General features: G+C 63.8%; 19 protein-coding genes. 14 read left to right on the forward strand and 5 right to left on the reverse strand.

What is annotated here, in order from left to right:
- The first annotated feature begins 117 nt into the window (after positions 1–117).
- Positions 118–939, forward strand: a complete 822-nt coding sequence (locus AB5Y51_RS17795) for a HAMP domain-containing protein (protein ID WP_368178860.1) — start codon at positions 118–120, stop codon at positions 937–939.
- Here AB5Y51_RS17795 and AB5Y51_RS17800 read toward each other — a convergent pair.
- Positions 927–1,271 carry a hypothetical protein gene (locus AB5Y51_RS17800; RefSeq protein WP_042016383.1) on the reverse strand — a complete coding sequence of 115 codons (345 nt, stop codon included), beginning with the start codon at positions 1,269–1,271 and terminating at the stop codon, positions 927–929. The genes AB5Y51_RS17795 and AB5Y51_RS17800 overlap by 13 nt on opposite strands.
- A gap of 198 nt (positions 1,272–1,469) precedes the next feature.
- Between AB5Y51_RS17800 and asnS the strand changes: the two genes are divergently transcribed.
- From asnS to AB5Y51_RS17815, 3 genes are all read left to right on the forward strand, one after another.
- A complete protein-coding gene (gene asnS / locus AB5Y51_RS17805; RefSeq protein ID WP_039039869.1) occupies positions 1,470–2,870 on the forward strand; it encodes an asparagine--tRNA ligase in 1,401 nt (466 codons plus the stop codon).
- 352 nt (positions 2,871–3,222) lie between these two features.
- Complete coding sequence (locus AB5Y51_RS17810) at positions 3,223–4,566, forward strand: anaerobic C4-dicarboxylate transporter (protein ID WP_041215561.1); 1,344 nt, start codon at positions 3,223–3,225, stop codon at positions 4,564–4,566.
- Between the two features lie 126 nt (positions 4,567–4,692).
- Complete coding sequence (locus tag AB5Y51_RS17815; protein ID WP_324046836.1) at positions 4,693–5,349, forward strand: hypothetical protein; 657 nt, start codon at positions 4,693–4,695, stop codon at positions 5,347–5,349.
- A gap of 70 nt (positions 5,350–5,419) precedes the next feature.
- Here AB5Y51_RS17815 and AB5Y51_RS17820 read toward each other — a convergent pair whose 3' ends face one another.
- Positions 5,420–6,559, reverse strand: a complete 1,140-nt coding sequence (locus AB5Y51_RS17820; protein ID WP_368178862.1) for a M20 family metallopeptidase — start codon at positions 6,557–6,559, stop codon at positions 5,420–5,422.
- 137 nt (positions 6,560–6,696) lie between these two features.
- Positions 6,697–8,073 (reverse strand): C4-dicarboxylate transporter DcuC, encoded by a 1,377-nt coding sequence (dcuC, locus tag AB5Y51_RS17825; protein WP_368178864.1) that lies wholly within the window; start codon positions 8,071–8,073, stop codon positions 6,697–6,699.
- 285 nt (positions 8,074–8,358) lie between these two features.
- On the opposite strand from dcuC, the gene AB5Y51_RS17830 reads away from it, so the two are divergent.
- From AB5Y51_RS17830 to AB5Y51_RS17860, 7 genes are all read left to right on the forward strand, one after another.
- A complete protein-coding gene (locus AB5Y51_RS17830) occupies positions 8,359–8,673 on the forward strand; it encodes a hypothetical protein (RefSeq protein WP_010674057.1) in 315 nt (104 codons plus the stop codon).
- Between the two features lie 363 nt (positions 8,674–9,036).
- On the forward strand, positions 9,037–9,387 hold the full coding sequence (locus AB5Y51_RS17835; RefSeq protein WP_039039874.1) for an ArsC family reductase: 351 nt from the start codon (positions 9,037–9,039) through the stop codon (positions 9,385–9,387).
- Positions 9,388–9,409: 22 nt separating this feature from the next.
- Entirely contained in the window at positions 9,410–10,537 is a 1,128-nt protein-coding gene (dapE, locus tag AB5Y51_RS17840) for a succinyl-diaminopimelate desuccinylase (RefSeq protein ID WP_042016356.1), read from the forward strand.
- A gap of 29 nt (positions 10,538–10,566) precedes the next feature.
- The gene (locus AB5Y51_RS17845) at positions 10,567–11,253 is read left to right on the forward strand and encodes a M15 family metallopeptidase (protein WP_039039936.1); all 687 of its coding nucleotides are present in this window, start codon (positions 10,567–10,569) and stop codon (positions 11,251–11,253) included.
- A complete protein-coding gene (locus tag AB5Y51_RS17850) occupies positions 11,253–11,399 on the forward strand; it encodes a hypothetical protein (RefSeq protein ID WP_010674048.1) in 147 nt (48 codons plus the stop codon). The genes AB5Y51_RS17845 and AB5Y51_RS17850 overlap by 1 nt, the downstream gene beginning before the upstream one ends.
- Positions 11,400–11,666: 267 nt before the next feature.
- Positions 11,667–13,394, forward strand: a complete 1,728-nt coding sequence (locus tag AB5Y51_RS17855) for a potassium/proton antiporter (RefSeq protein WP_201894913.1) — start codon at positions 11,667–11,669, stop codon at positions 13,392–13,394.
- Between the two features lie 45 nt (positions 13,395–13,439).
- Positions 13,440–14,543, forward strand: coding sequence for a beta-N-acetylglucosaminidase domain-containing protein (locus tag AB5Y51_RS17860; RefSeq protein ID WP_266141521.1), 1,104 nt, complete (start codon positions 13,440–13,442; stop codon positions 14,541–14,543).
- Between the two features lie 126 nt (positions 14,544–14,669).
- On the opposite strand, the gene AB5Y51_RS17865 is transcribed toward AB5Y51_RS17860, so the two are convergent.
- Positions 14,670–15,302 carry a LysE family translocator gene (locus AB5Y51_RS17865; RefSeq protein WP_039039878.1) on the reverse strand — a complete coding sequence of 211 codons (633 nt, stop codon included), beginning with the start codon at positions 15,300–15,302 and terminating at the stop codon, positions 14,670–14,672.
- Between the two features lie 164 nt (positions 15,303–15,466).
- Here AB5Y51_RS17865 and AB5Y51_RS17870 point away from each other — a divergent pair, with 164 nt between their 5' ends.
- The 3 genes from AB5Y51_RS17870 (at position 15,467) to AB5Y51_RS17880 (ending at position 18,091) form a co-directional block, all read left to right on the forward strand.
- The gene (locus AB5Y51_RS17870; protein ID WP_368178867.1) at positions 15,467–17,089 is read left to right on the forward strand and encodes a methyl-accepting chemotaxis protein; all 1,623 of its coding nucleotides are present in this window, start codon (positions 15,467–15,469) and stop codon (positions 17,087–17,089) included.
- Positions 17,090–17,267: 178 nt separating this feature from the next.
- On the forward strand, positions 17,268–17,798 hold the full coding sequence (locus AB5Y51_RS17875; RefSeq protein WP_039039880.1) for a DUF1523 family protein: 531 nt from the start codon (positions 17,268–17,270) through the stop codon (positions 17,796–17,798).
- Positions 17,795–18,091 (forward strand): helix-turn-helix domain-containing protein, encoded by a 297-nt coding sequence (locus AB5Y51_RS17880; protein WP_039039881.1) that lies wholly within the window; start codon positions 17,795–17,797, stop codon positions 18,089–18,091. Before AB5Y51_RS17875 ends, AB5Y51_RS17880 begins: the two co-directional genes overlap by 4 nt.
- A gap of 97 nt (positions 18,092–18,188) precedes the next feature.
- Here AB5Y51_RS17880 and AB5Y51_RS17885 read toward each other — a convergent pair whose 3' ends face one another.
- On the reverse strand, positions 18,189–18,665 hold the full coding sequence (locus tag AB5Y51_RS17885) for a hypothetical protein (RefSeq protein ID WP_167824847.1): 477 nt from the start codon (positions 18,663–18,665) through the stop codon (positions 18,189–18,191).
- Between the last annotated feature and the right edge of the window lie 9 nt (positions 18,666–18,674).

Below are 18,674 nucleotides of genomic sequence, written 5' to 3' on the forward strand. Positions count from 1 at the left end.
TGCATGAGAACGCAGGGCCTTTCGGCGCTTTTTCATCAGAATGTGAGCAAGACACCAAAACCCGTCCGGCGAGGAGAGTAGACTGCGCGGGTTTTACCCAACAGATGTACCAGTCCCATGCGCCTCTCCATTGCTGCCAAGATCAACTTCTTCCTGCTCTTCATCTTCTCCATGGTGTTGGTGTTTTCCGCGGCCTATCAGGCGGTGCGCGAGCGTGACCTCATCCTGACCCTCATCAAGGAACAGAGCCGCGAGCAGACCGAGGCCTACTTCGACGGCCTCAACATGCTGATGCTGACCGGCAAGATGGACGCCCGCAACACCCTGCGCGCCAAGTTTCTCGATCACGCCCACGTGGAAGATGCCCGCATCGTGCGCGGGGCGGCGGTCAACAAGCAGTACGGGCCGGGCCGTGACGACGAGGCCCCAAAGGACAGGTTTGATGCCCTGGCGCTGGCGGGCAAGGGGAGCCTGGAGGTAGAGCATGACGGCATGCACAGCCGGCTGGTGGTGACCCGCCCGCTGCTGGCCAGAAAGGATTTTCGCGGTACCGACTGCACCAGCTGCCACCAGGTGCCGGAAAACACCGTGCTGGGAGCGGTGCGTTTTGACTACTCCCTCGACACCCTGTTTACCCGGGTGGAGCAGAACATCCTCACCTCGGCCCTGAGTCTCACCCTCATCTTCGGGCTGGGACTCCTGCTCACCCTCTGGGTCATCCGCACCTGGATAGTCCGCCCCCTCAACCAGCTGACCCGTTCCATGGAGGAGGCCACCGATCGCAACGACTTCGGCCACAGGCTGGAGGGGGATGAAGGGGACGAGATTGGCCGGGTGGCGCTCGCCTACAACCAGATGCTCGACAGCGTGGAGCGCCAGATAGGCAAGCGCCCCGCCTCTCAGGGGCTGGATGAAGGCGACCGCCCTCAGCCCCGGTAGTAAAGCAGCAGGCAGGCCACCAGGATCAGCAGCAGGATGAAGAGATTGACGTGGCGGGCATCTTCCTGCCGACGGCTGCGGCCACGGGCCAGCACCAGCACCACCAGGGTCAGCAGACAGCAACCCCAGAGCCCACGCTCCAGCCAGGGGGTAAGCAGGGGGTCCCAGCTCTGGCGCACCTTGACGCCCCCATAGACCAGAAAGCCGTAAGCCACCTCTGGCCGGGCGAAGTGATAGAGGGAGAGCAGGGCGACAAAGCCGCCCCAGCAGAGGATCACCAGCCCCTGCAACACCCGTATCCAGCCATCCGGCCCCCGCCTGCGCTCCTTCACCCTCACCCCCGTCCAGCCGCCATGATCCATGCACGATGCATGGGGAAATCCCCGCAAGGGTCCGACATTTTTGCTTGTTTATCAAACCTGCGCGGGTAAGATGAACGGCTTAGTCTGCCATGGTGGGCCAACTGCGCCCGGGCCAGACCCCTAGTGTTGCAAATAGCGCTGCAAGAACAAGCTGGAGACAATATTTCGATGACGCACGCATCCGTAGTTGATGTGCTGGCCGGTAAGTATTCGGTCGGCACCACCCTGACTGTGAAAGGGTGGATCCGGACCCGCCGCGATTCCAAGGCGGGGATCTCATTTTTGGCCGTTTCCGATGGCTCCTGCTTCCATCCGGTGCAGGCTGTCGCCCCCAATACCCTGGCCAATTACGAGAATGAAGTGCAACGTCTGACCACAGCTTGCTCCGTCGAAGTGACCGGCACCGTGGTCGAGTCCCAGGGCAGCGGCCAGGCGTTCGAACTGCAGGCCACCGAGGTCAAGGTGGTGGGCTGGGTCGAAGATCCGGACACCTACCCCATGTCTGCCAAGCGCCACAGCATCGAGTACCTGCGCGAGCAGGGCCACCTGCGTGCCCGCACCAACATCGTCGGTGCCGTGACCCGGGTGCGCAACTGCCTCTCCCAGGCCATTCACCGCTTCTTCCACGAACAGGGCTACCTCTGGATCGCGGCGCCCCTCATCACCGCCTCCGACACTGAAGGGGCCGGCGAGATGTTCCGCGTCTCCACCCTGGACATGGAAAACCTGCCGCGCACCCCCGAAGGCAAGGTGGACTACGACAAGGACTTCTTCGGCAAGGAGACCTTCCTGACCGTGTCCGGCCAGCTGAACGTCGAAACCTACGCCTGCGCCCTGTCCAAGGTCTACACCTTCGGCCCGACCTTCCGCGCCGAAAACTCCAACACCAGCCGCCACCTGGCCGAGTTCTGGATGGTGGAGCCGGAAGTGGCCTTTGCCGATCTGGAAGACAACGCCGCCCTGGCCGAAGCCATGCTGAAGTACGTCTTCAACGCCGTGCTGACCGAGCGCCGCGACGATCTGGAGTTCTTCGCCCAGCACGTGGACAAGGACGCCATCGGCCGTCTGGAGCGCTTCGTCGCCTCCGACTTCGCCCAGATTGACTACACCGACGCCATCGACGTGCTGCAAAACTGCGGCAAGAGCTTCGAGTTCCCGGTCTCCTGGGGCATCGACCTCTCCTCCGAGCACGAGCGCTACCTGGCCGAGGAGCACTTCAAGTCCCCGGTGGTGGTGAAGAACTACCCGAAGGACATCAAGGCCTTCTACATGCGCCTCAACGACGACGGCAAGACCGTTGCCGCCATGGACGTACTGGCCCCGGGGATCGGCGAGATCATCGGCGGCTCCCAGCGTGAAGAGCGTCTCGAGGTGCTGGATGCCCGTCTGGCCGAGATGGGTCTGAACAAGGAAGACTACTGGTGGTACCGCGATCTGCGTCGCTACGGCACCGTGCCCCACTCCGGCTTCGGTCTGGGCTTCGAGCGCCTGGTGGTCTACGTGACCGGCATGGGCAACGTGCGCGACGTGATCCCCTTCCCCCGTACTCCCCGCACCGCCGAGTTCTAAGGCGACCCGCCCACTCGCACCGTGCAAAAGCCGACCCCCGGGGTCGGCTTTTTTTATGCCCGCCTCGCTCTTCCTGCCCCCGTTATTCCCGCCTTTTGCATGCCCAACCCTGTGCGCTCCCCCATCTTTCCCGTCATTTATCTGGTGTGCGCCAGGACGCGGCCCCCTGTTCAAGGGCTGAACCGTAGTTTTTATGCACTTAAATCGGAAAAAAGCCGGTTGTTGAAGCAACGCAATTTTTTACCCCTTTAGGGGTGACAAAATATCCATTAACCCTTCAGGGGTAATTGATGACAGCGGATCCCGGGCAGCTGGCCGATGGGGACATGGATAAAACACACGAGGTAATGGAATGATCTTGATGGAATTTTTGGTGGTACTCGGCTGCTTGCTGCTGGGTACCCGCTTCGGGGGCATGGGGCTGGGTCTTATCAGCGGCATTGGTCTGTTCCTGCTGACCTTCGTCTTCGGCCTGGTGCCGGGCGAGCCGCCGGTGCAAGTGATGCTGACCATACTGGCGGTCATTGGCTGCGCCGCCACCCTGCAGACCGCCGGCGGTCTCAACCTGATGATGCAGGTGGCCGAGCGTCTGCTGCGCCGTCACCCCCAGTACATCACCCTGCTGGCGCCGCTCACTACCTGGACCCTCACCTTCCTGTGCGGCACCGGCCACGTGGTCTACACCATGTTCCCCATCATCGCCGACATCGCGCTGCAGAAGAACATCCGCCCGGAGCGCCCCATGGCAGTGGCGTCCGTTGCCTCCCAGATGGCCATCTGCGCCTCGCCGGTCTCGGTGGCCGTGGTCTCCATGGTCTCCATCCTGGCGGCGGCTCACGGCGTGGGTCAGGCCTACGGTCTGCTCGACATCCTGATGGTCGCCATCCCCTCCTCTCTCATGGGTGTCATGATGGCGGCCCTGTGGAGCCTGCGCCGCGGCAAGGATCTGGACAAGGACGAGGAGTTCCAGGCCAAGATCAAGGACCCTGCCCAGCGGGACTTCATCTACGGCGGTGGTGAAACCCTGCTCAACACCAAGTTCCCGAAAGAGGCCTACTGGTCCACCTGGATCTTCTTTGCCGCCATCGCTGCCGTGGTGCTGCTGGGGGCCGATGAGGCGCTGCGCCCCGTCTTCACCATCAAAGAGAAGACGGGCCCCCTCTCCATGAACCTGGTGATCCAGATGATGATGCTGATCGCCGGCGCCATCATCCTGATGCGCTGCAAGGTCAAGCCGGGGGAGATCGCCAACGGCGCCGTCTTCAAGGCGGGCATGGTCGCCATCTTCTCCGTGTTCGGGGTCGCCTGGATGAGCGAAACCTTCTTCCAGGCCCACATGCCGCTGCTCAAGGAGACCCTGGCCCACGTGGTACAGGCCCAGCCCTGGACCTACGCCCTGGTGCTCTTCCTCATCTCCAAGCTGGTGAACAGCCAGGCCGCGGCGCTCACCGCCATCGCCCCCATGGGGCTGGCGCTGGGGGTCGAACCCAAACTGCTCATCGCCTTCCTGCCGGCAAGCTACGGCTACTTCGTGCTGCCGACCTACCCGAGCGATCTCGCCTGCATCGGCTTCGACCGCTCCGGCACCACCCGCATCGGCAAGTTCATCATCAACCACAGCTTCATCATTCCGGGCCTCATCGGGGTGGTGACCTCCTGTACCCTGGGCTTCATCCTGACCAGCATCCTGCTGTAACAGACATCCAGTGCGAGCGGCTCCCCCGTGGGAGCCGCTTTTTTATCCCCGCATCTCCGACCCGCGCTTTGCCATCGCCCCCCACTCTGGGTAGCATGACCCCTCTTTTCTTTGCGGAAATCCCCCATGTCTCGCGTCATCCTGCTCTGGAGCGGCGGCAAAGATGCCATGCAGGCCCTCTGCCACGCCCGGGAAGCGGGCCATCAGGTGGTGGCCCTGATCACCTTTGCCCCGCCAGCGCCCCGCTTTCTCGCCCATCCCCTGTCACAGGTTCGCCGTCAGGCGGCGGCCCTCGCACTGCCCCATCGGCTGGTCACCATCGAAGCGCCCTTCGATCTCGGTTATGAGCGGGCCCTGGCGGCATTGAAAGAGGAGTGGCAACTCGATGGGGTCGTCACCGGCGACATCGACAGCGTGGGGGGCGCGCCGAACTGGATCCGCGAGCGCTGTCGCTCCCTGGGGCTCACCGTTCACACCCCGCTCTGGCAACAACCCCGCGAGGCGTTGCTGGCGGACATGCTGGCCCGCGGCATCGTCGCCCACCTCTCCTGCGTCGATACCCGGGTACTGGCCCCCGAGTGGGTGGGGCGCAGGCTCGATGCGGCCACCCTGGCCGAATTGCAGCAACTGGCGACAACCCGGGGCTTCGATGCCTGCGGCGAGCAGGGGGAGTACCACACCATGGTGACCGACGGCCCCGGGTTTGCGGCGCCGCTGACGCTCGGCCACTGGCAGGTGGCGCGCCAGGAGCACCTTGCCTATCTGCTGGAGGACGAGGAATGACCTCTCACGAGGGCGACACATAAAAAACGGGAGGCGCTGGCCTCCCGTTTTGCTTGTCCTTAACGTTGACCTATTTGGCCAGCTTGCCCAGCACCCGCTTAAGCAGGCGGATGCGCGGCTCGATGCTCTCCAGCAGCAGGAACTCCCCCTCCGAGTGGAAGCCGCCCCCCATGGGGCCGAAGCCATCCAGCGACGGCACCCCGGCCGCCGCGGTGAAGTTGGCATCGGAGCCGCCACCGGCCTCCAGCCAGGTGAAGGGGACGCCCTCCTCCCTGCCTGCCGCCTCCACCAGTGCCATCAGGGCCTCGGTGTCGCCGCTCGGGCGCATCGCGGGCTTGAAGCTCTGGCGCGCCACCTCGACCCGGCAACCGGCGAGGAAGGGGTTTTTGGCCATGAAGGTGAGCCGGTCGTGCACCGCCTGCGCCTCTTCGTTGCGCCAGAAGCGCAAATCCACGATCGCCTCGGCAAAGTCGGGCACCACGTTGACGCCAGTGCCCCCCTGCACCACCCCCACGTTCATGGTGGTGCCGGTTTCCATGTTGACCTGTTCGTTGATGGCGAGCACCCAGTGGGCCAGCTCCGTGATGGCGGAAACCCCTTGTGCCAGGGCCGAGCCTGCATGGGAGGCCTTGCCGTGGAAGGTGATGCGGTACTTGGCATTGCCCTTGCGGGCGCTGATGAGATCCCCGCTCGGGCGGGCCGCCTCGGCCACCAGCACGCAGCCGCTCTGTTTGGCTTTTTTCACCAGCCATTCTTTGGACCAGGGGGAACCAATCTCTTCGTCGCAGTTGCAGCAGACCAGCACCTTGAGCCTGGCCAGCACGGCCGGGTCCAGCTCTTTCAAGGCATACCAGGTGGAGAGCAGGCCGCTCTTCATGTCCGAGACGCCGGGGCCAAAGGCCTGATTGCCTTCGATTTTCAGCGGGCGTTTGGCCGCCGTCCCCTCGGGGAAGACGGTGTCCATGTGGCCCACCAGCATGACGTCGTAGTGATCCGCCCCCGGGGCATTGGTTGCCTCGAGGCAAGGCCCGCACTCGGCGGCGAACTGGTGGCGGGTCACCTGCCAGCCGATGGCCTCATATTTCTCGGTCATGATATCGGCGACCCGGGCCACCCCGGCCGGGGTGCGGGTGCCGCAGTCGAGGTTGATGAGCGGGGCCAGATCCGCCAGATAGGTATCGAGGGAAAACGGGCGCTTGAGGTCGTTCATTGTCTTCTCCATGGAACAATCTGCGTAAAACACAGACTGTTTTTGCAACGATAAGAGTGGGCGGGCACTCGGCGCCGCCTCGTCAACGGCGGTCGGCCAGCGTGGATCAACTGGCCGCCACCTCTACACCAGAGCCTTTACATGAACAGCAGATAGTTGAGGAGCAGCGCCGTCACCAGGGCCCCCGCCATGGGCACGCTGGTACGCTTGACCACCACGAAGGGAGAGACCTTGGCGATGCCCGCACAGGCGATGAGCACCGCCGCGATGGGGGAGACGGTGCGGCCGATACTGGAGGCGAGCTGCATCGGCAGCAGCATGGTTACCGCCGGCACGCCAAACTTGGCCGCCACGGCGGGGGCCAGGGAGGAGAAACTGAGGAAGGCCGCGTTGCCCGAGCCCATGATGACCGCCGCCACCATGATGAGCCCCACCATCACCAGGGTCATCAGGCCGCTGCCGATGCCGGCATTGCTGGCCGAATGGAGCAGGGTGTCGATGGCGCCGATGGCCTTGAGGGATTCGGCGAAGAGCTCGGCACAGACGATCAGCGCCACCACGGGGCCGAACACCTTGCCCATGCCGTCGAGGAAGCTCGACAGCCCCGCGAAGGCGGTGCGCACCGAGCGGGTGCGCAGCAGCTCGCACAGCATGCCGATAAAGACCGACAGCAGCATGGCCACCTCCACGCTGACGCTGATGGTGGTCACCAGCAGCTTGGAGAAGGTCATCATCAGCACGAAGGGGATGATGGGCAGCAGGCCGTACCAGGTTGGCGCGGCCACCTCGTCCGCCCCCTGCTCGTCAAGCTCCGCGTGTTCGCCGCGATGCAGGGCCGGATCCCAGCCCTCCTGGCGGTCACAGTGCCGCTGCCAGAAGAAGTGCAGCACCATGGTCACCAGCAACATGGGGGCCACCAGCCAGATCTGGTAGTCGACGAAGTAGCTGGTGGGATCCAAGCCGGACTGACCGGCGGAGAAGATGGCGTTGGTCTGGGTCGGGCCGATTTCGAACGCCTGGGAGGTGGCGATGACGCCGCAGGCGGAAGCCGGGCTGATGCCGAGGTTGCGCATCACAGGGTACATGGTGACCATCAACAGCAGGCCGAGGCCGGTGGCGGAGGTGACGAACAGGGAGACGAAGACCGCCACCAGGTAGCAGATGGCCAGCATCAGGTAGCTGGACTGGATGCCCGCCACCGGTTTGACCGCCACCCGCACCAGGGCCTGGGAGGCGCCGATGTGGGACATGTAGGTGGCAAAGCCCGCCACCGCCATGATGGTGAGGCCGAGCCCGGCCGCCCGGTAGGAGAAGATCCCCTTGAACACCTCAAACAGATCGAACAGGGCAAACCCGGTGCTCTTGTCGGCGGGCAGTATGGGGTGCAGTCCCAGCCAGTAGGCCACCGCAAAGAGGGCCATGCCCGCCAGCGCCAGCACCGCCTGCGGGTTGTAATCCTTGATGATGCCGTAGACCACGGCGATCAGCACGAGCAAGACGAAGACGAGTTCCAAGGTGCACTCCTGACAAAATTATCGAGAAGCGCAATCTAGTGGTGGATCTCCCCTTTCCTCTTGATCACCATCAATAAAGATGGAAAAAGCAAACGGTTGCAGATTTTTATTCCGAAAATGAAATTAAAAACGACACTTAACATCACAGAACTGGATCTAGAATGCTCCCCAGGGTATCCCTGACCGACAACCGCCACTTTGTTTGCGTTGGATCAACATCCCGCCAGGGTGAACTGGCCAAGATGCCCGTCGACACAGAGCGACCATTTCGCACCGGAGAGAGTTATGACAAACCAAGCCACCGCAGGCACCCCGACCTGCGACTGCAAGCTGTGGGACATCCTCGTCGAGTCTGCAAAGGAACGCACCACCATTCGTTACTCCAAACTGGCCAGGCAGGCCGGGCTGGAGCAGTGCCAGGATGAACTGCGCACCCTGCTGCAACGCATCCGCATGTATTGCACCGAAAATCACCTGCCCATTCTCTCCGCCATCGTGATGGATGACGTGGGCAAGTACGCCGGCCTCTCCTCCAGCCTGCCGGATGCCCCCTGGGAGCGGGCACGGGTCTTCGATCACGAGTGGACCACCCTGCACTGAGTGCCGCCCCCTGAATCCGGAACGCGCCCATACCAGCAGGCGCGTTCTGGTTTTTGGCCCCCACCGTTTCTTCCCCGGCCCCAGGCCAGGTGTGTGTCCCTGTGAGGCGCCCTGCCCCCTGTCGTCCTATCCGGCCAGGCGTGCAGCATAAGGGCCTCCTGCCCCCGGTCTCCCCCTTTGATACCGCAGCGCATCCCGTCCCAGACCAGCGTGTGCTGGCGCGCGGCTCCCTCCCTTCTCCATTCGGCCTGACTGGTAAAACCAGCCCATCCGGCCATGAGCGTTGCCATGGGGGGGCCACAATGCCAGAATCGGGCCCTTGCATGATTTCAGGGCCGCCGGCCCGCAGACAAAGGATCCCCCATGGCCACCACCCTCTATGGCATCAAGAACTGCGACACCATCAAGAAGGCCCGCAAGTGGCTGGAGGAGGCGGGTATCGATTACCGCTTTCACGATCACCGCGCCGACGGTCTGAGCCCGGAGCAGCTCGATCTCTGGCTCGCCAAGCTGGGCTGGGAAGCCCTGCTCAACACCCGTGGCACCACCTTCCGCGCCCTGCCGGAAGCAGAAAAACAGGGGCTCGACACCGCCAAGGCCCGTGACCTGCTGCTGGCCCACCCGGCCATGATCAAGCGCCCGCTGCTGGACCAGGACGGCACCCTGACCCTGGGCTTCAAGGCAGACCTCTATCAATCCCTCTTCTCCCGTTAACTTTTTCTGTTAAGGAACACCGATGTCGGACGTCATCACACTGGCCAAGGATCTGATCAGCCGCCCCTCCGTGACCCCCCTGGATGAAGGGTGCCAGACCCTGATGGCGGAGCGCCTCGCGCGCCTGGGGTTCGTCATCGAACCCATGATCTTCGAGGACACCACCAACCTCTGGGCACGCCGTGGCAGCGAGGGCCCCCTCTTCTGTTTCGCCGGCCACACCGACGTGGTGCCCGCCGGCCCCCTGGAGAAGTGGGACACCCCGCCATTCGAGCCGACCATCAAGGACGGCATGCTCCATGGCCGGGGCGCCGCCGACATGAAGGGGTCCCTGGCCGCCATGGTGGTGGCGACCGAGCGCTTCGTGGCCGAGCACCCGGACCACAAGGGCTCCATCGCGTTTCTCATCACCTCGGATGAAGAGGGGCCCTTCATCAACGGCACGGTACGCGTCATCGACACCCTGGAGGCACGCAACGAGAAGATCCGCTGGTGCATCGTCGGCGAACCCTCCTCCACCGCCCAGGTCGGGGACGTGGTGAAGAACGGCCGTCGCGGCTCCATCACCGGCGATCTGCTGGTGCGCGGGGTGCAGGGCCACGTCGCCTACCCCCATCTGGCGGACAACCCCATCCACAAGGCGGCCCCGGCGCTGGCGGAGCTCGCCGCCATCGAGTGGGACAAGGGCAACGCCTACTTCCCCCCCACCAGCTTCCAGATCGCCAACATCCAGGGCGGCACCGGCGCCTCCAACGTCATCCCGGGGGAGTTGCAGGTCCAGTTCAACTTCCGCTTCAGCACCGAGCTCACCGATGCGGCTATCCGCGAGCGGGTCGAGGCGCTGCTGACCCGTCACGGCCTGGACTTCGAGCTGAAGTGGACCCTCTCCGGCCAGCCCTTCCTGACGGACACCGGCGCCCTGCTGGACGCCACTGTCGCCGCCGTGGCGGCAGTGAACGGCCAGCAGCCGGCCCTGCTCACCACGGGGGGCACGTCCGATGGGCGCTTCATCGCTCCCACCGGGGCGGAAGTCATCGAGCTCGGCCCGGTCAACGCCACCATCCACAAGGTGAACGAGTGCGTGAAGGCGGACGATCTGGATCTGCTGGCGGACATGTACCAAGGGGTGCTGGCACGACTGCTGGCATGAGCGGCGCTCCGGACAAGAGAGACCAGACCATGAATCAGGATCAACTGCTTGGGCTGGATGAGAGCCACCTCATCCTGGTGGGGCGCGGCCCCCATCGTCTGACCGCCGCCACCGCGGCGGCCTTCAACGACATGCAGGTGGCTGCCGCCCATGCTGGTTTCAACCTGCAGGCGGCCTCCAGCTGGCGCGGCTTCGAGCGCCAGCTCGCCATCTGGAACGGCAAATGGCGCGGGGAGCGCCCTCTGCTGGATGCGAACAACCAGCCCCTCGATGCCCTGCAACTGGGCGAGACCGAGCGACTGCACGCCATCCTGCACTGGAGTGCCCTGCCCGGCACCAGCCGCCATCACTGGGGCACGGATCTCGACATCTACGATCCGGACTGCCTGCCCGCCGGCACCCGGCTCGCGCTGGAACCCTGGGAGTACGAGGCGGGCGGCTGGTTTGCCGATTTGCGCGAGTGGCTGGACGATCACATGAACGACTTCGGCTTCTTCCTGCCCTATGCAAAAGGGGAGCAACCGGATCAGGGGGTGGCCTACGAGCCCTGGCACCTGAGCTTCGCGCCCGAATCCGACGGGCTGGCCCTGGATCCGGCGGCGCTGGCGCTTTGTCTGGAACGGGCGGATATTGAAGGCAAGGAGTGCATCCTGGCTCATCTCGACGAGATCCTGGCCCGCTATGTCACCCCGGCACACCACGAAAGGAGATTCTGATGAGCTTGTGGTTATGGATAGGCTTGCCGCTGCTGTTTCTGCTCGGCCTGTTTCTCAACGCCATCAAGGACATGAAGCAGCTCGAGAAACAGCTGCCCAAGTACAAGGACAAGATCCGGGAGGTCAAGGACGACGAGGACGACTGACCCCCTCGCAGGAGCCCGTCGGCGCTCCTGCCCCCTTCCCGTCCACGGCATTTTTTCGCCCTCTGCCGCCCCCTGAGCCGGCCCTGAAAGCCCCATCCATTGTCCCCTTTCCCTTCGCTTTCCCGCGCGGGCACTCCGCCCTTGCCCTGCTTGAAAACTGCGCAACAAACGTAAAAAACTGCAAAACAATGCACAATTAAGCCACACAAAGGGGGTCAATCTGCATATAATGTGCCTGTTTTGCAGCCCGCCATAAGGAGTTCGCCATTGGATGCCACCACCGTCAACAGTTTCTTCTTCATCGGTGCCCTGTTGGTGGGCGCCAGTGTCCTGTTGAGCGCACTCTCCTCCAGAGTCGGCATCCCCATCCTGGTCATCTTCCTCGCCGTCGGCATGCTGGCGGGTGAGGATGGTCCCGGCGGCATCCACTTCGCCGACTACTCGGTCGCCTACCTGGTGGGCAACCTGGCACTGGCCATCATTCTGCTGGACGGCGGCATGCGCACCCGGGTCTCCTCCTTTCGGGTCGCACTCTGGCCCGCGCTCTCGCTGGCCACGGTCGGGGTGGCCATCACCACCGGCCTCACGGGCCTCGCCGCCGCCTGGCTGTTCGACCTCAACCTGATGCAGGGGATGCTCATCGGTGCCATCGTCGGCTCCACCGATGCGGCGGCGGTCTTCTCCCTGCTCGGCGGGCGCAGCCTCAACGAGCGGGTCAGCGCCACCCTGGAGATAGAGTCGGGCAGCAACGATCCCATGGCGGTCTTTCTCACCGTCACCCTGATCGAGGTGCTGGCCACCGCCCAGCAGGGGCTGGATGCCGGCTTCCTGCTGTTGCAACTCGTCAAGCAGTTCGGGCTGGGCGCTGGCATCGGCCTTGCCGGGGGCTGGCTGCTGTGGAAGCTCATCAACAGTGCCAAGCTCGCCCCCGGTCTCTACCCCCTGCTCACGGTGAGCGGCGGCCTGCTCATCTTCGCCCTCACCACGGCGGTGGGGGGCAGCGGCATCCTCGCCATCTACCTCACCGGCCTGCTGCTTGGCAACCTCTCCCTGCGCAGCCGCAGTACCACCCTCTCCGTGCTGGACGGCCTGACCTGGCTCAGCCAGATCGGCATGTTCCTGGTGCTGGGGCTGCTCGCCTCTCCCCACAAGTTGCTGCCCATCGCCCTGCCGGCGCTGGCTCTGGCCATGTGGATGATCCTGTTTGCCCGTCCGGTGTCGGTCTGGATTGGACTGCTGCCGTTCAAGAACTTCGCGCCCCGCGAGCGCTGGTTCATCTCCTGGGTGGGGCTGCGCGGCGCCGTGCCCATCATCCTGGCGGTCTTCCCCATGATGGCGGGGCTGCCCAATGCCCAGCTCTACTTCAATGTCGCCTTCTTCGTGGTGCTGGTTTCGCTGATCCTGCAGGGCAGCTCGCTGCCGCTGGCATCAAAGCTGGCGCGAGTGGAGGTGCCCGCACCGCCCTCTCCCATCAACCGCTCTGGGCTGGAAATCGATCTCGACAGCCAGTGGGAGACCTTCGTCTATCGCCTGAGCGCCGAGAAGTGGTGCATCGGCTCTCCCTTGCGGGAGCTGCGCATGCCCCAGGGCACCCGCATCTGCGCCCTGTTCCGCGGCCAGGAGCTGCTCCACCCCTCGGGCAGTACCTGCCTGCAATCCGATGACATCCTGTGCGTCATCGGCCACGAGCACGACCTGCCCGCCCTCGGTCAGCTCTTCAGCCAGGCGCCGGAGCAGGATCTGGGCCCGCGCTTCTTCGGTGACTTCCTGCTGGAGGCCAACGCCAGGCTGGTGGATCTCGCCCCGCTCTACGGGCTGGATGTGAGCGAGATGGCGGATCAGAGCCTCGGCGATTTTATTGCCCACCAGTTGGGCGATAATCTGGTGGTCGGTGACCATGTCGCCTGGCAGGGACTGCTCTGGACGGTGGCGGAAATGGAAGAGGGTGAACCCCGCAAGATAGGGGTGCGCTTCCTGGAAGAAGACCCCGTCTAGGCGCCGGCCATCGTAGCCCGCATTTGTGTGAGAAGGGAGTGAACCATGCCTTATCAAACCCTGTTGTCCGGTCTGTATCCTCCCTCGCCCAAGCTGGGCCTCATCGAGGGTTTCTTTGGCAAGGGCTGGAGCTGGGAAGCCCGTGCCCGCTACGCCCAGTGGCTGCCCCGCCACGGCTATGGCTTCTACCTCTACGCCCCCAAGGAAGACGGCTACCTACGCAAGCACTGGGCCACGCCCTGGCCCGCCGAACAGCTTGAAGCCCTGTGCCAGCTCGCCCGCCAGTGCCGGGAGAACGGTCTGGCCTTCGGGGTGGGCCTGAGCCCCATGGGGGCTCATCACGACTATGCACGCCAGCGACCCGCCCTGCTGGAGAAAGTGAAGCTCATCGAGGAGGCGCTCAAGCCCGATATCCTGGCGATCCTGTTTGACGACATGAAGGGGGACACCCCGGATCTCGCCCACTGGCAGCTCACCATCGCCCACGATATCGCGGCCCACACCGACGCAGGCCGCCTGCTGTTCTGCCCCAGCTACTACAGCACGGATCCGGTGCTGGAGAAGGTGTTCGGTGCCATGCCCCCCCACTATCTGCAGGATCTGGGTCAGGGGCTCGACAAGCGCATCGATGTCTTCTGGACCGGCCCCAAAGTCTGCTCCACCGAGTATCCGGCTGCCCACCTCAAACAGGCCGCCGACTGGCTCCATCGCAAGCCCTTCCTGTGGGACAACTATCCGGTCAACGACGGCAGCAAGGCGAGCAGCTTCCTGCACCTGCGCGCCTTCGAAAACCGTCCGGCAGAGCTGGCGGATCTCGTGAGCGGCCATGCGGTCAATCCCATGAAGCAGGCGGCCCTCTCGGCCCTGCCGCTCGCCACCCTGCCCATGAGCTACAAGCTCGGCAAGCAGTACGATCCTGACAAGGCGCTGCACGCCTCCCTCAACGCCACCTGCGGACCGCAGATCTCCGCCATGATCCAGGCCGACCTGCCGCTCTTCCAGGACATCGGTCTGGCCCAGCTCACCCCCGAGCAGGTCATCCACCTCAAGAGCCGCTACCTGCCGTTCCAGGATCAGGCCTGCGTGAACGAGATCCTGCGCTGGCTGGCCGGGGAGTACGTGTTCGATCCGGACTGCCTGACCGACTGACCCCATGAGTCCATGAAAAACGGGCCCATGTAAAAGGCCACCTCCCGGGCAGGGAGGTGGCCTTTTTGCATGATCTCTCTTCAGGTGCCCCATGGCGTCACATAGGGCGGCAGATTGAGCGGGTGTCTAGCCGAAGGCCAGCCAGACCCCGACAAACAGCATGAGAGAGCCCGCGATCCGGTTCATCAGAGTGACATTCCCGCTCTTGGCGAGGAAATGGCGCAAGGTGCGGCCACCGCTGGCATAGAGCATCAGGCAGGAGAACTCGATGACCAGGATGAGCGCGACCAGGGCCCCTATCTGGGGTGCCATCGGCTTGGCCGCATTGATGAAGGGGGGCAGCAGGGAGACCATGAAGGCCCACCCCTTGGGGTTGGCGATGGCGGTCACGAACCCCTGCACGGCCAGTCCCATGGGGCTGGTCTGCTGACCCGCCGAGAGATCCGCCGGGATGGCCATCTTGCCCTTGGCCTGCCACATCTGGATGCCGAGCCAGACCAGGTAGGCGCCACCTACATATTTGAATGCAGAGAACAGGGCCGGGTAGTTGAGCATGACTGCCGCCACCCCGACCACCGACAGCACGGAAACCAGGCCGACGCCGACAAGCTCCCCCCACATCATGTGCAGGGTACGGCGCACCCCCAGACTCATGCCCAGGGTCATCGCCAGGGTCATGCACATACCGGGGGTTACTGAGACAAAAAAGAACGTGGGAATAAAGAGCGCCAAGATGGCGGGATCAATCCAGTCGGACACACTACACCTCCAGGGTAACAAGCAGATGATCTTGCCTATCACACTCTTTTAACACAAGAAAAACCTTTTCATTCAGCAAGAATTCAGCATTAAAAACCCTGTGACAAGGATTGTCGCGCCTGTGTAAGATGCCGCCTCACTCCTCTTTCGGGTTAGGATCTTTCATGTCATTGAATAATCTGTCCATTCGTCTTCAAGTGCTTATCCCTCTCCTGCTCGCCAGCCTGTTGATGCTGCTGATGGCCGTGATCAGCAAACAGGAAATCGACGGTGCCATTCAGGACATGAATGAAACCACCGCCAGCGTCACCCGCCACAAGGACGACATCGCGGCCCTGATCCACGCCACCTACCGGTTGCGCACCAACGCCATCTACGGCCTCTACGATGAGGCCCTCTTCGCCCAGTTGCCGGCCCAGCTCTCCGCCGCCGAACTGGAGATTGGCGCCATCTTGACCAGACTGGTTGTCACCGGAGCCGAGCAGGACAACCGTCAGGTCGCGGCCGCCCTGCAGGCCTACCTCGGCCATACCCGCAGCAGCATGCTGCCCCTGCTGACCGCCAAGTACCAAGGCAGTGGCGATCCCGCCGCCTATGAGCAGGCCCGCCTGCACTTTCGCGATCTGGGGGAGGCGCTCATCAAGCAGATCGATGCCATGTCCGTCCACATCAATCAGCTGACCCAGACTGAGATTGCCGAGGAGCAGGCCCACTACCGCGCGACCCTGCTGCGCACCCTGCTGCTGATGGGGGGCACCCTGCTCGCGGCCCTGCTGGGTGGCTGGTGGATCTCCGGGCGCATCGTGCAGCCCATCGGCCAGTTGCAGGAGGTGATGCACGCCGTCGCCCTCGGCCGCTTCAACGTGCGTGCCAATGCCGAAGGCAACAACGAGCTGGGCCAGCTCGCCAGGGATATCAACCGGACCCTGAGCCAGCTTGCCAACACCATCCAGACCCTGACCGGCATCAGCGGCAATGTGGCCTCCGCCGCCACCGAGCTTGCCGCTGTGATGACCCAGGCAGAGGTCAACGCCCAGCAGCAGCGCGGTGAGACCGAACAGGTGGCCTCCGCCGTCACCGAGCTGGCCAGCACCGCCGACAACGTCAACCACAATGCCGCCCTGGCCGACGAGCTGGCCCGGGATGCCAACAGTCGGGTCGAGCAGGGGCTGACCCTGTTTGCCGAAAGCATCGAGGCCAACGGCCGCATGGCGGGCAGTCTGGAGAATGCCGCGACTGTGGTGGCCAGGCTCAAGTCCCAGTCCGAGCAGATCGGCAAGGTGATCGAAGTCATTCAGAGCATTTCGGAGCAGACCAACCTGCTGGCCCTCAACGCTGCCATCGAGGCGGCCCGCGCCGGTGAAAGCGGCCGCGGCTTTGCGGTGGTGGCCGACGAAGTGCGCCTGCTGGCCGCCCGTACCCAGGACTCCACCAAGGAGATCCAGGCCATCATCGAGCAGTTGCAGAGCCAGTCCCTCTCCGCCAACAGCGGCGTGCAGCAGACCCTGGAGATCCTCGGCCACAACCGGCAGCTCTCCGCCGAGGTACAGGCCTTGCTGGGGGGCATCACGGACGCGGTCAACCAGATCAACGGTGCCAACGCCCAGGTGGCGACCGCGGCAGAACAACAATCCTGCGTCACCGCCGACATCAGCCGCAACCTCACCAACATCCACGAGATCGTGAACCAGAACGCCGCCGGCATCAGCCAGAGTGCCGCCGCCAGTCACGAACTGTCACAGCTCGCCGAGCAGCAGCGCAGGCAGCTCGCCCAGTTCCAGCTCTGATCCCGAGAGGGTCTCTTCGATACCGCGGGGCCCGGCGCAGGCCCCGCACTTGCCCCTCCCCCTTCACGCCTCCTGTTTAAAACGGGTTTTTGCCATCAAGGTGTCATTGGGGGCTGGGCTGCATTCGCAAATGTGGGTATGGTAGAGGCACGTCACTCCCCCTCATCGAGAGATCATCATGAGCCTGAAGTTCAAGAAACCCGCTTTTATCACGCTCGGCCTCATCGCCCTGCTCTCCGCACTCTGGCTCGATTTCTATCTGCCGGAACACACCATCGCCACCATCACCGGGGTGGAGGTGAAGCGCACCGACAAGGATGGCCCCATCAGCCAGAAGAACCCGGCTGACGGCCCCACCACCGACGTTTATTACATCTACACCGAGCGCCCCGGCGAGAAGATCCGGGTGTTTCGCAATGAAGACACCGAATGGGGCTGGCCCTTCTACTTCAAATTCAACGCCGCCGACGTCCAGGCCAAGGCCAAGTCCATGGAGTTCGAAAAACGCCTGGCCATCATCACCTCCTACGGCTGGCGCGTGAACATGTTCTCCATGTTCCCCAACGTCACCAAGATCGCGAGCACCGAGCCCGATGCCTCCACCTGGAGCTTCTTCCGCTGGTTCTGGTTCGGTGTCTGGGCCCTGGTGATGGGCAAGGCGGCCATCGCCACCTGGCGCTACTTCGATCGCCTCGAGGACGAGATATGAGCGAGCCGAGCAAGACCCGCACCAGCTTCTATCGCCGGCTCTACGTGGCTCACCTCATCAGTCAGGGCACGGACACCGTGCCCGCCATCATGGAGGCAACCGGCATGCCGCGCCGCACCGCCCAGGACACCCTCAGCGCCCTGGCAGAGCTCGACATCCAGTGCGCCTTCGAGCAGACCGAGGGGGCTCGCCATCTGCAGGGGCACTACCGCATCAGTGACTGGGGGCCCATCAATCCGGCCTGGATTGCCGCGCAGCTTCCCGTTATCAGGCAGACCCTGGGGTATCCCTGACACCCCGGGCCCTGCTCTGCCTCCCATAGAGAAGGGGCCAGCCTTGCGGCTGTCCCCTTTCTTGTCTGGCCTGATATCCCGTTGCCCTCCCCCGGACTCACTCCCCTTCGTCGAAAGACGCTTCCGGCAGCGGCTCCGCCGACTCACCCCGGGTACAGTCGATGATGGAGCGCTTGGGATTGTTGGGGTCGCGCAGCAACAGGGGGGCCATCCCCTCGTCATGCAGCCTCTCGTCGGAAAATTCGCTGCCATAGGCGTTGTGGGTCAGCCTGCGGGCATTGGCGATGGGGGTATCCACGAAGAGGGCATGTACCTCGAAGGTGGAGGCCGGCACCAGGAAGCCGACGATGGGCAGGCCGTGCAGCTCCTGATGGACCTTGTACCAGGCAAAGCCCTCGCTCACCTTGTCAGGGGTATACATGGCGAGCTGCGGATTGGCCGGGCGCCCGGTCTCGATGTCGAGATGAAGGGTGTCCAGCTCGCAGGTCGCCAGCCCCTGCCACATCTTCTCGAACGGGGTCGCGCAACCCGTCAGTTGCATGCATGTCAGCAGCGCCAACGTCCCTTTCCACATTCCCAACCC

This window comes from Aeromonas sp. R7-1 (genome assembly GCF_040908115.1).
Lineage (GTDB): Bacteria > Pseudomonadota > Gammaproteobacteria > Enterobacterales > Aeromonadaceae > Aeromonas > Aeromonas caviae.

What these genes read in the sequence shown, in the direction of transcription:
- AB5Y51_RS17795 (WP_368178860.1), top strand. Translation starts at nt 118, where the DNA reads ATGCGCCTCTCCATTGCTGCCAAGATCAACTTCTTCCTGCTCTTCATC.
- asnS (WP_039039869.1), top strand. Translation starts at nt 1,470, where the DNA reads ATGACGCACGCATCCGTAGTTGATGTGCTGGCCGGTAAGTATTCGGTC.
- AB5Y51_RS17810 (WP_041215561.1), top strand. Translation starts at nt 3,223, where the DNA reads ATGATCTTGATGGAATTTTTGGTGGTACTCGGCTGCTTGCTGCTGGGT.
- AB5Y51_RS17815 (WP_324046836.1), top strand. Translation starts at nt 4,693, where the DNA reads ATGTCTCGCGTCATCCTGCTCTGGAGCGGCGGCAAAGATGCCATGCAG.
- AB5Y51_RS17820 (WP_368178862.1), bottom strand. Translation starts at nt 6,559, where the DNA reads ATGAACGACCTCAAGCGCCCGTTTTCCCTCGATACCTATCTGGCGGAT.
- AB5Y51_RS17830 (WP_010674057.1), top strand. Translation starts at nt 8,359, where the DNA reads ATGACAAACCAAGCCACCGCAGGCACCCCGACCTGCGACTGCAAGCTG.
- AB5Y51_RS17835 (WP_039039874.1), top strand. Translation starts at nt 9,037, where the DNA reads ATGGCCACCACCCTCTATGGCATCAAGAACTGCGACACCATCAAGAAG.
- dapE (WP_042016356.1), top strand. Translation starts at nt 9,410, where the DNA reads ATGTCGGACGTCATCACACTGGCCAAGGATCTGATCAGCCGCCCCTCC.
- AB5Y51_RS17845 (WP_039039936.1), top strand. Translation starts at nt 10,567, where the DNA reads ATGAATCAGGATCAACTGCTTGGGCTGGATGAGAGCCACCTCATCCTG.
- AB5Y51_RS17850 (WP_010674048.1), top strand. Translation starts at nt 11,253, where the DNA reads ATGAGCTTGTGGTTATGGATAGGCTTGCCGCTGCTGTTTCTGCTCGGC.
- AB5Y51_RS17860 (WP_266141521.1), top strand. Translation starts at nt 13,440, where the DNA reads ATGCCTTATCAAACCCTGTTGTCCGGTCTGTATCCTCCCTCGCCCAAG.
- AB5Y51_RS17870 (WP_368178867.1), top strand. Translation starts at nt 15,467, where the DNA reads ATGTCATTGAATAATCTGTCCATTCGTCTTCAAGTGCTTATCCCTCTC.
- AB5Y51_RS17875 (WP_039039880.1), top strand. Translation starts at nt 17,268, where the DNA reads ATGAGCCTGAAGTTCAAGAAACCCGCTTTTATCACGCTCGGCCTCATC.
- AB5Y51_RS17880 (WP_039039881.1), top strand. Translation starts at nt 17,795, where the DNA reads ATGAGCGAGCCGAGCAAGACCCGCACCAGCTTCTATCGCCGGCTCTAC.
- AB5Y51_RS17885 (WP_167824847.1), bottom strand. Translation starts at nt 18,665, where the DNA reads ATGTGGAAAGGGACGTTGGCGCTGCTGACATGCATGCAACTGACGGGT.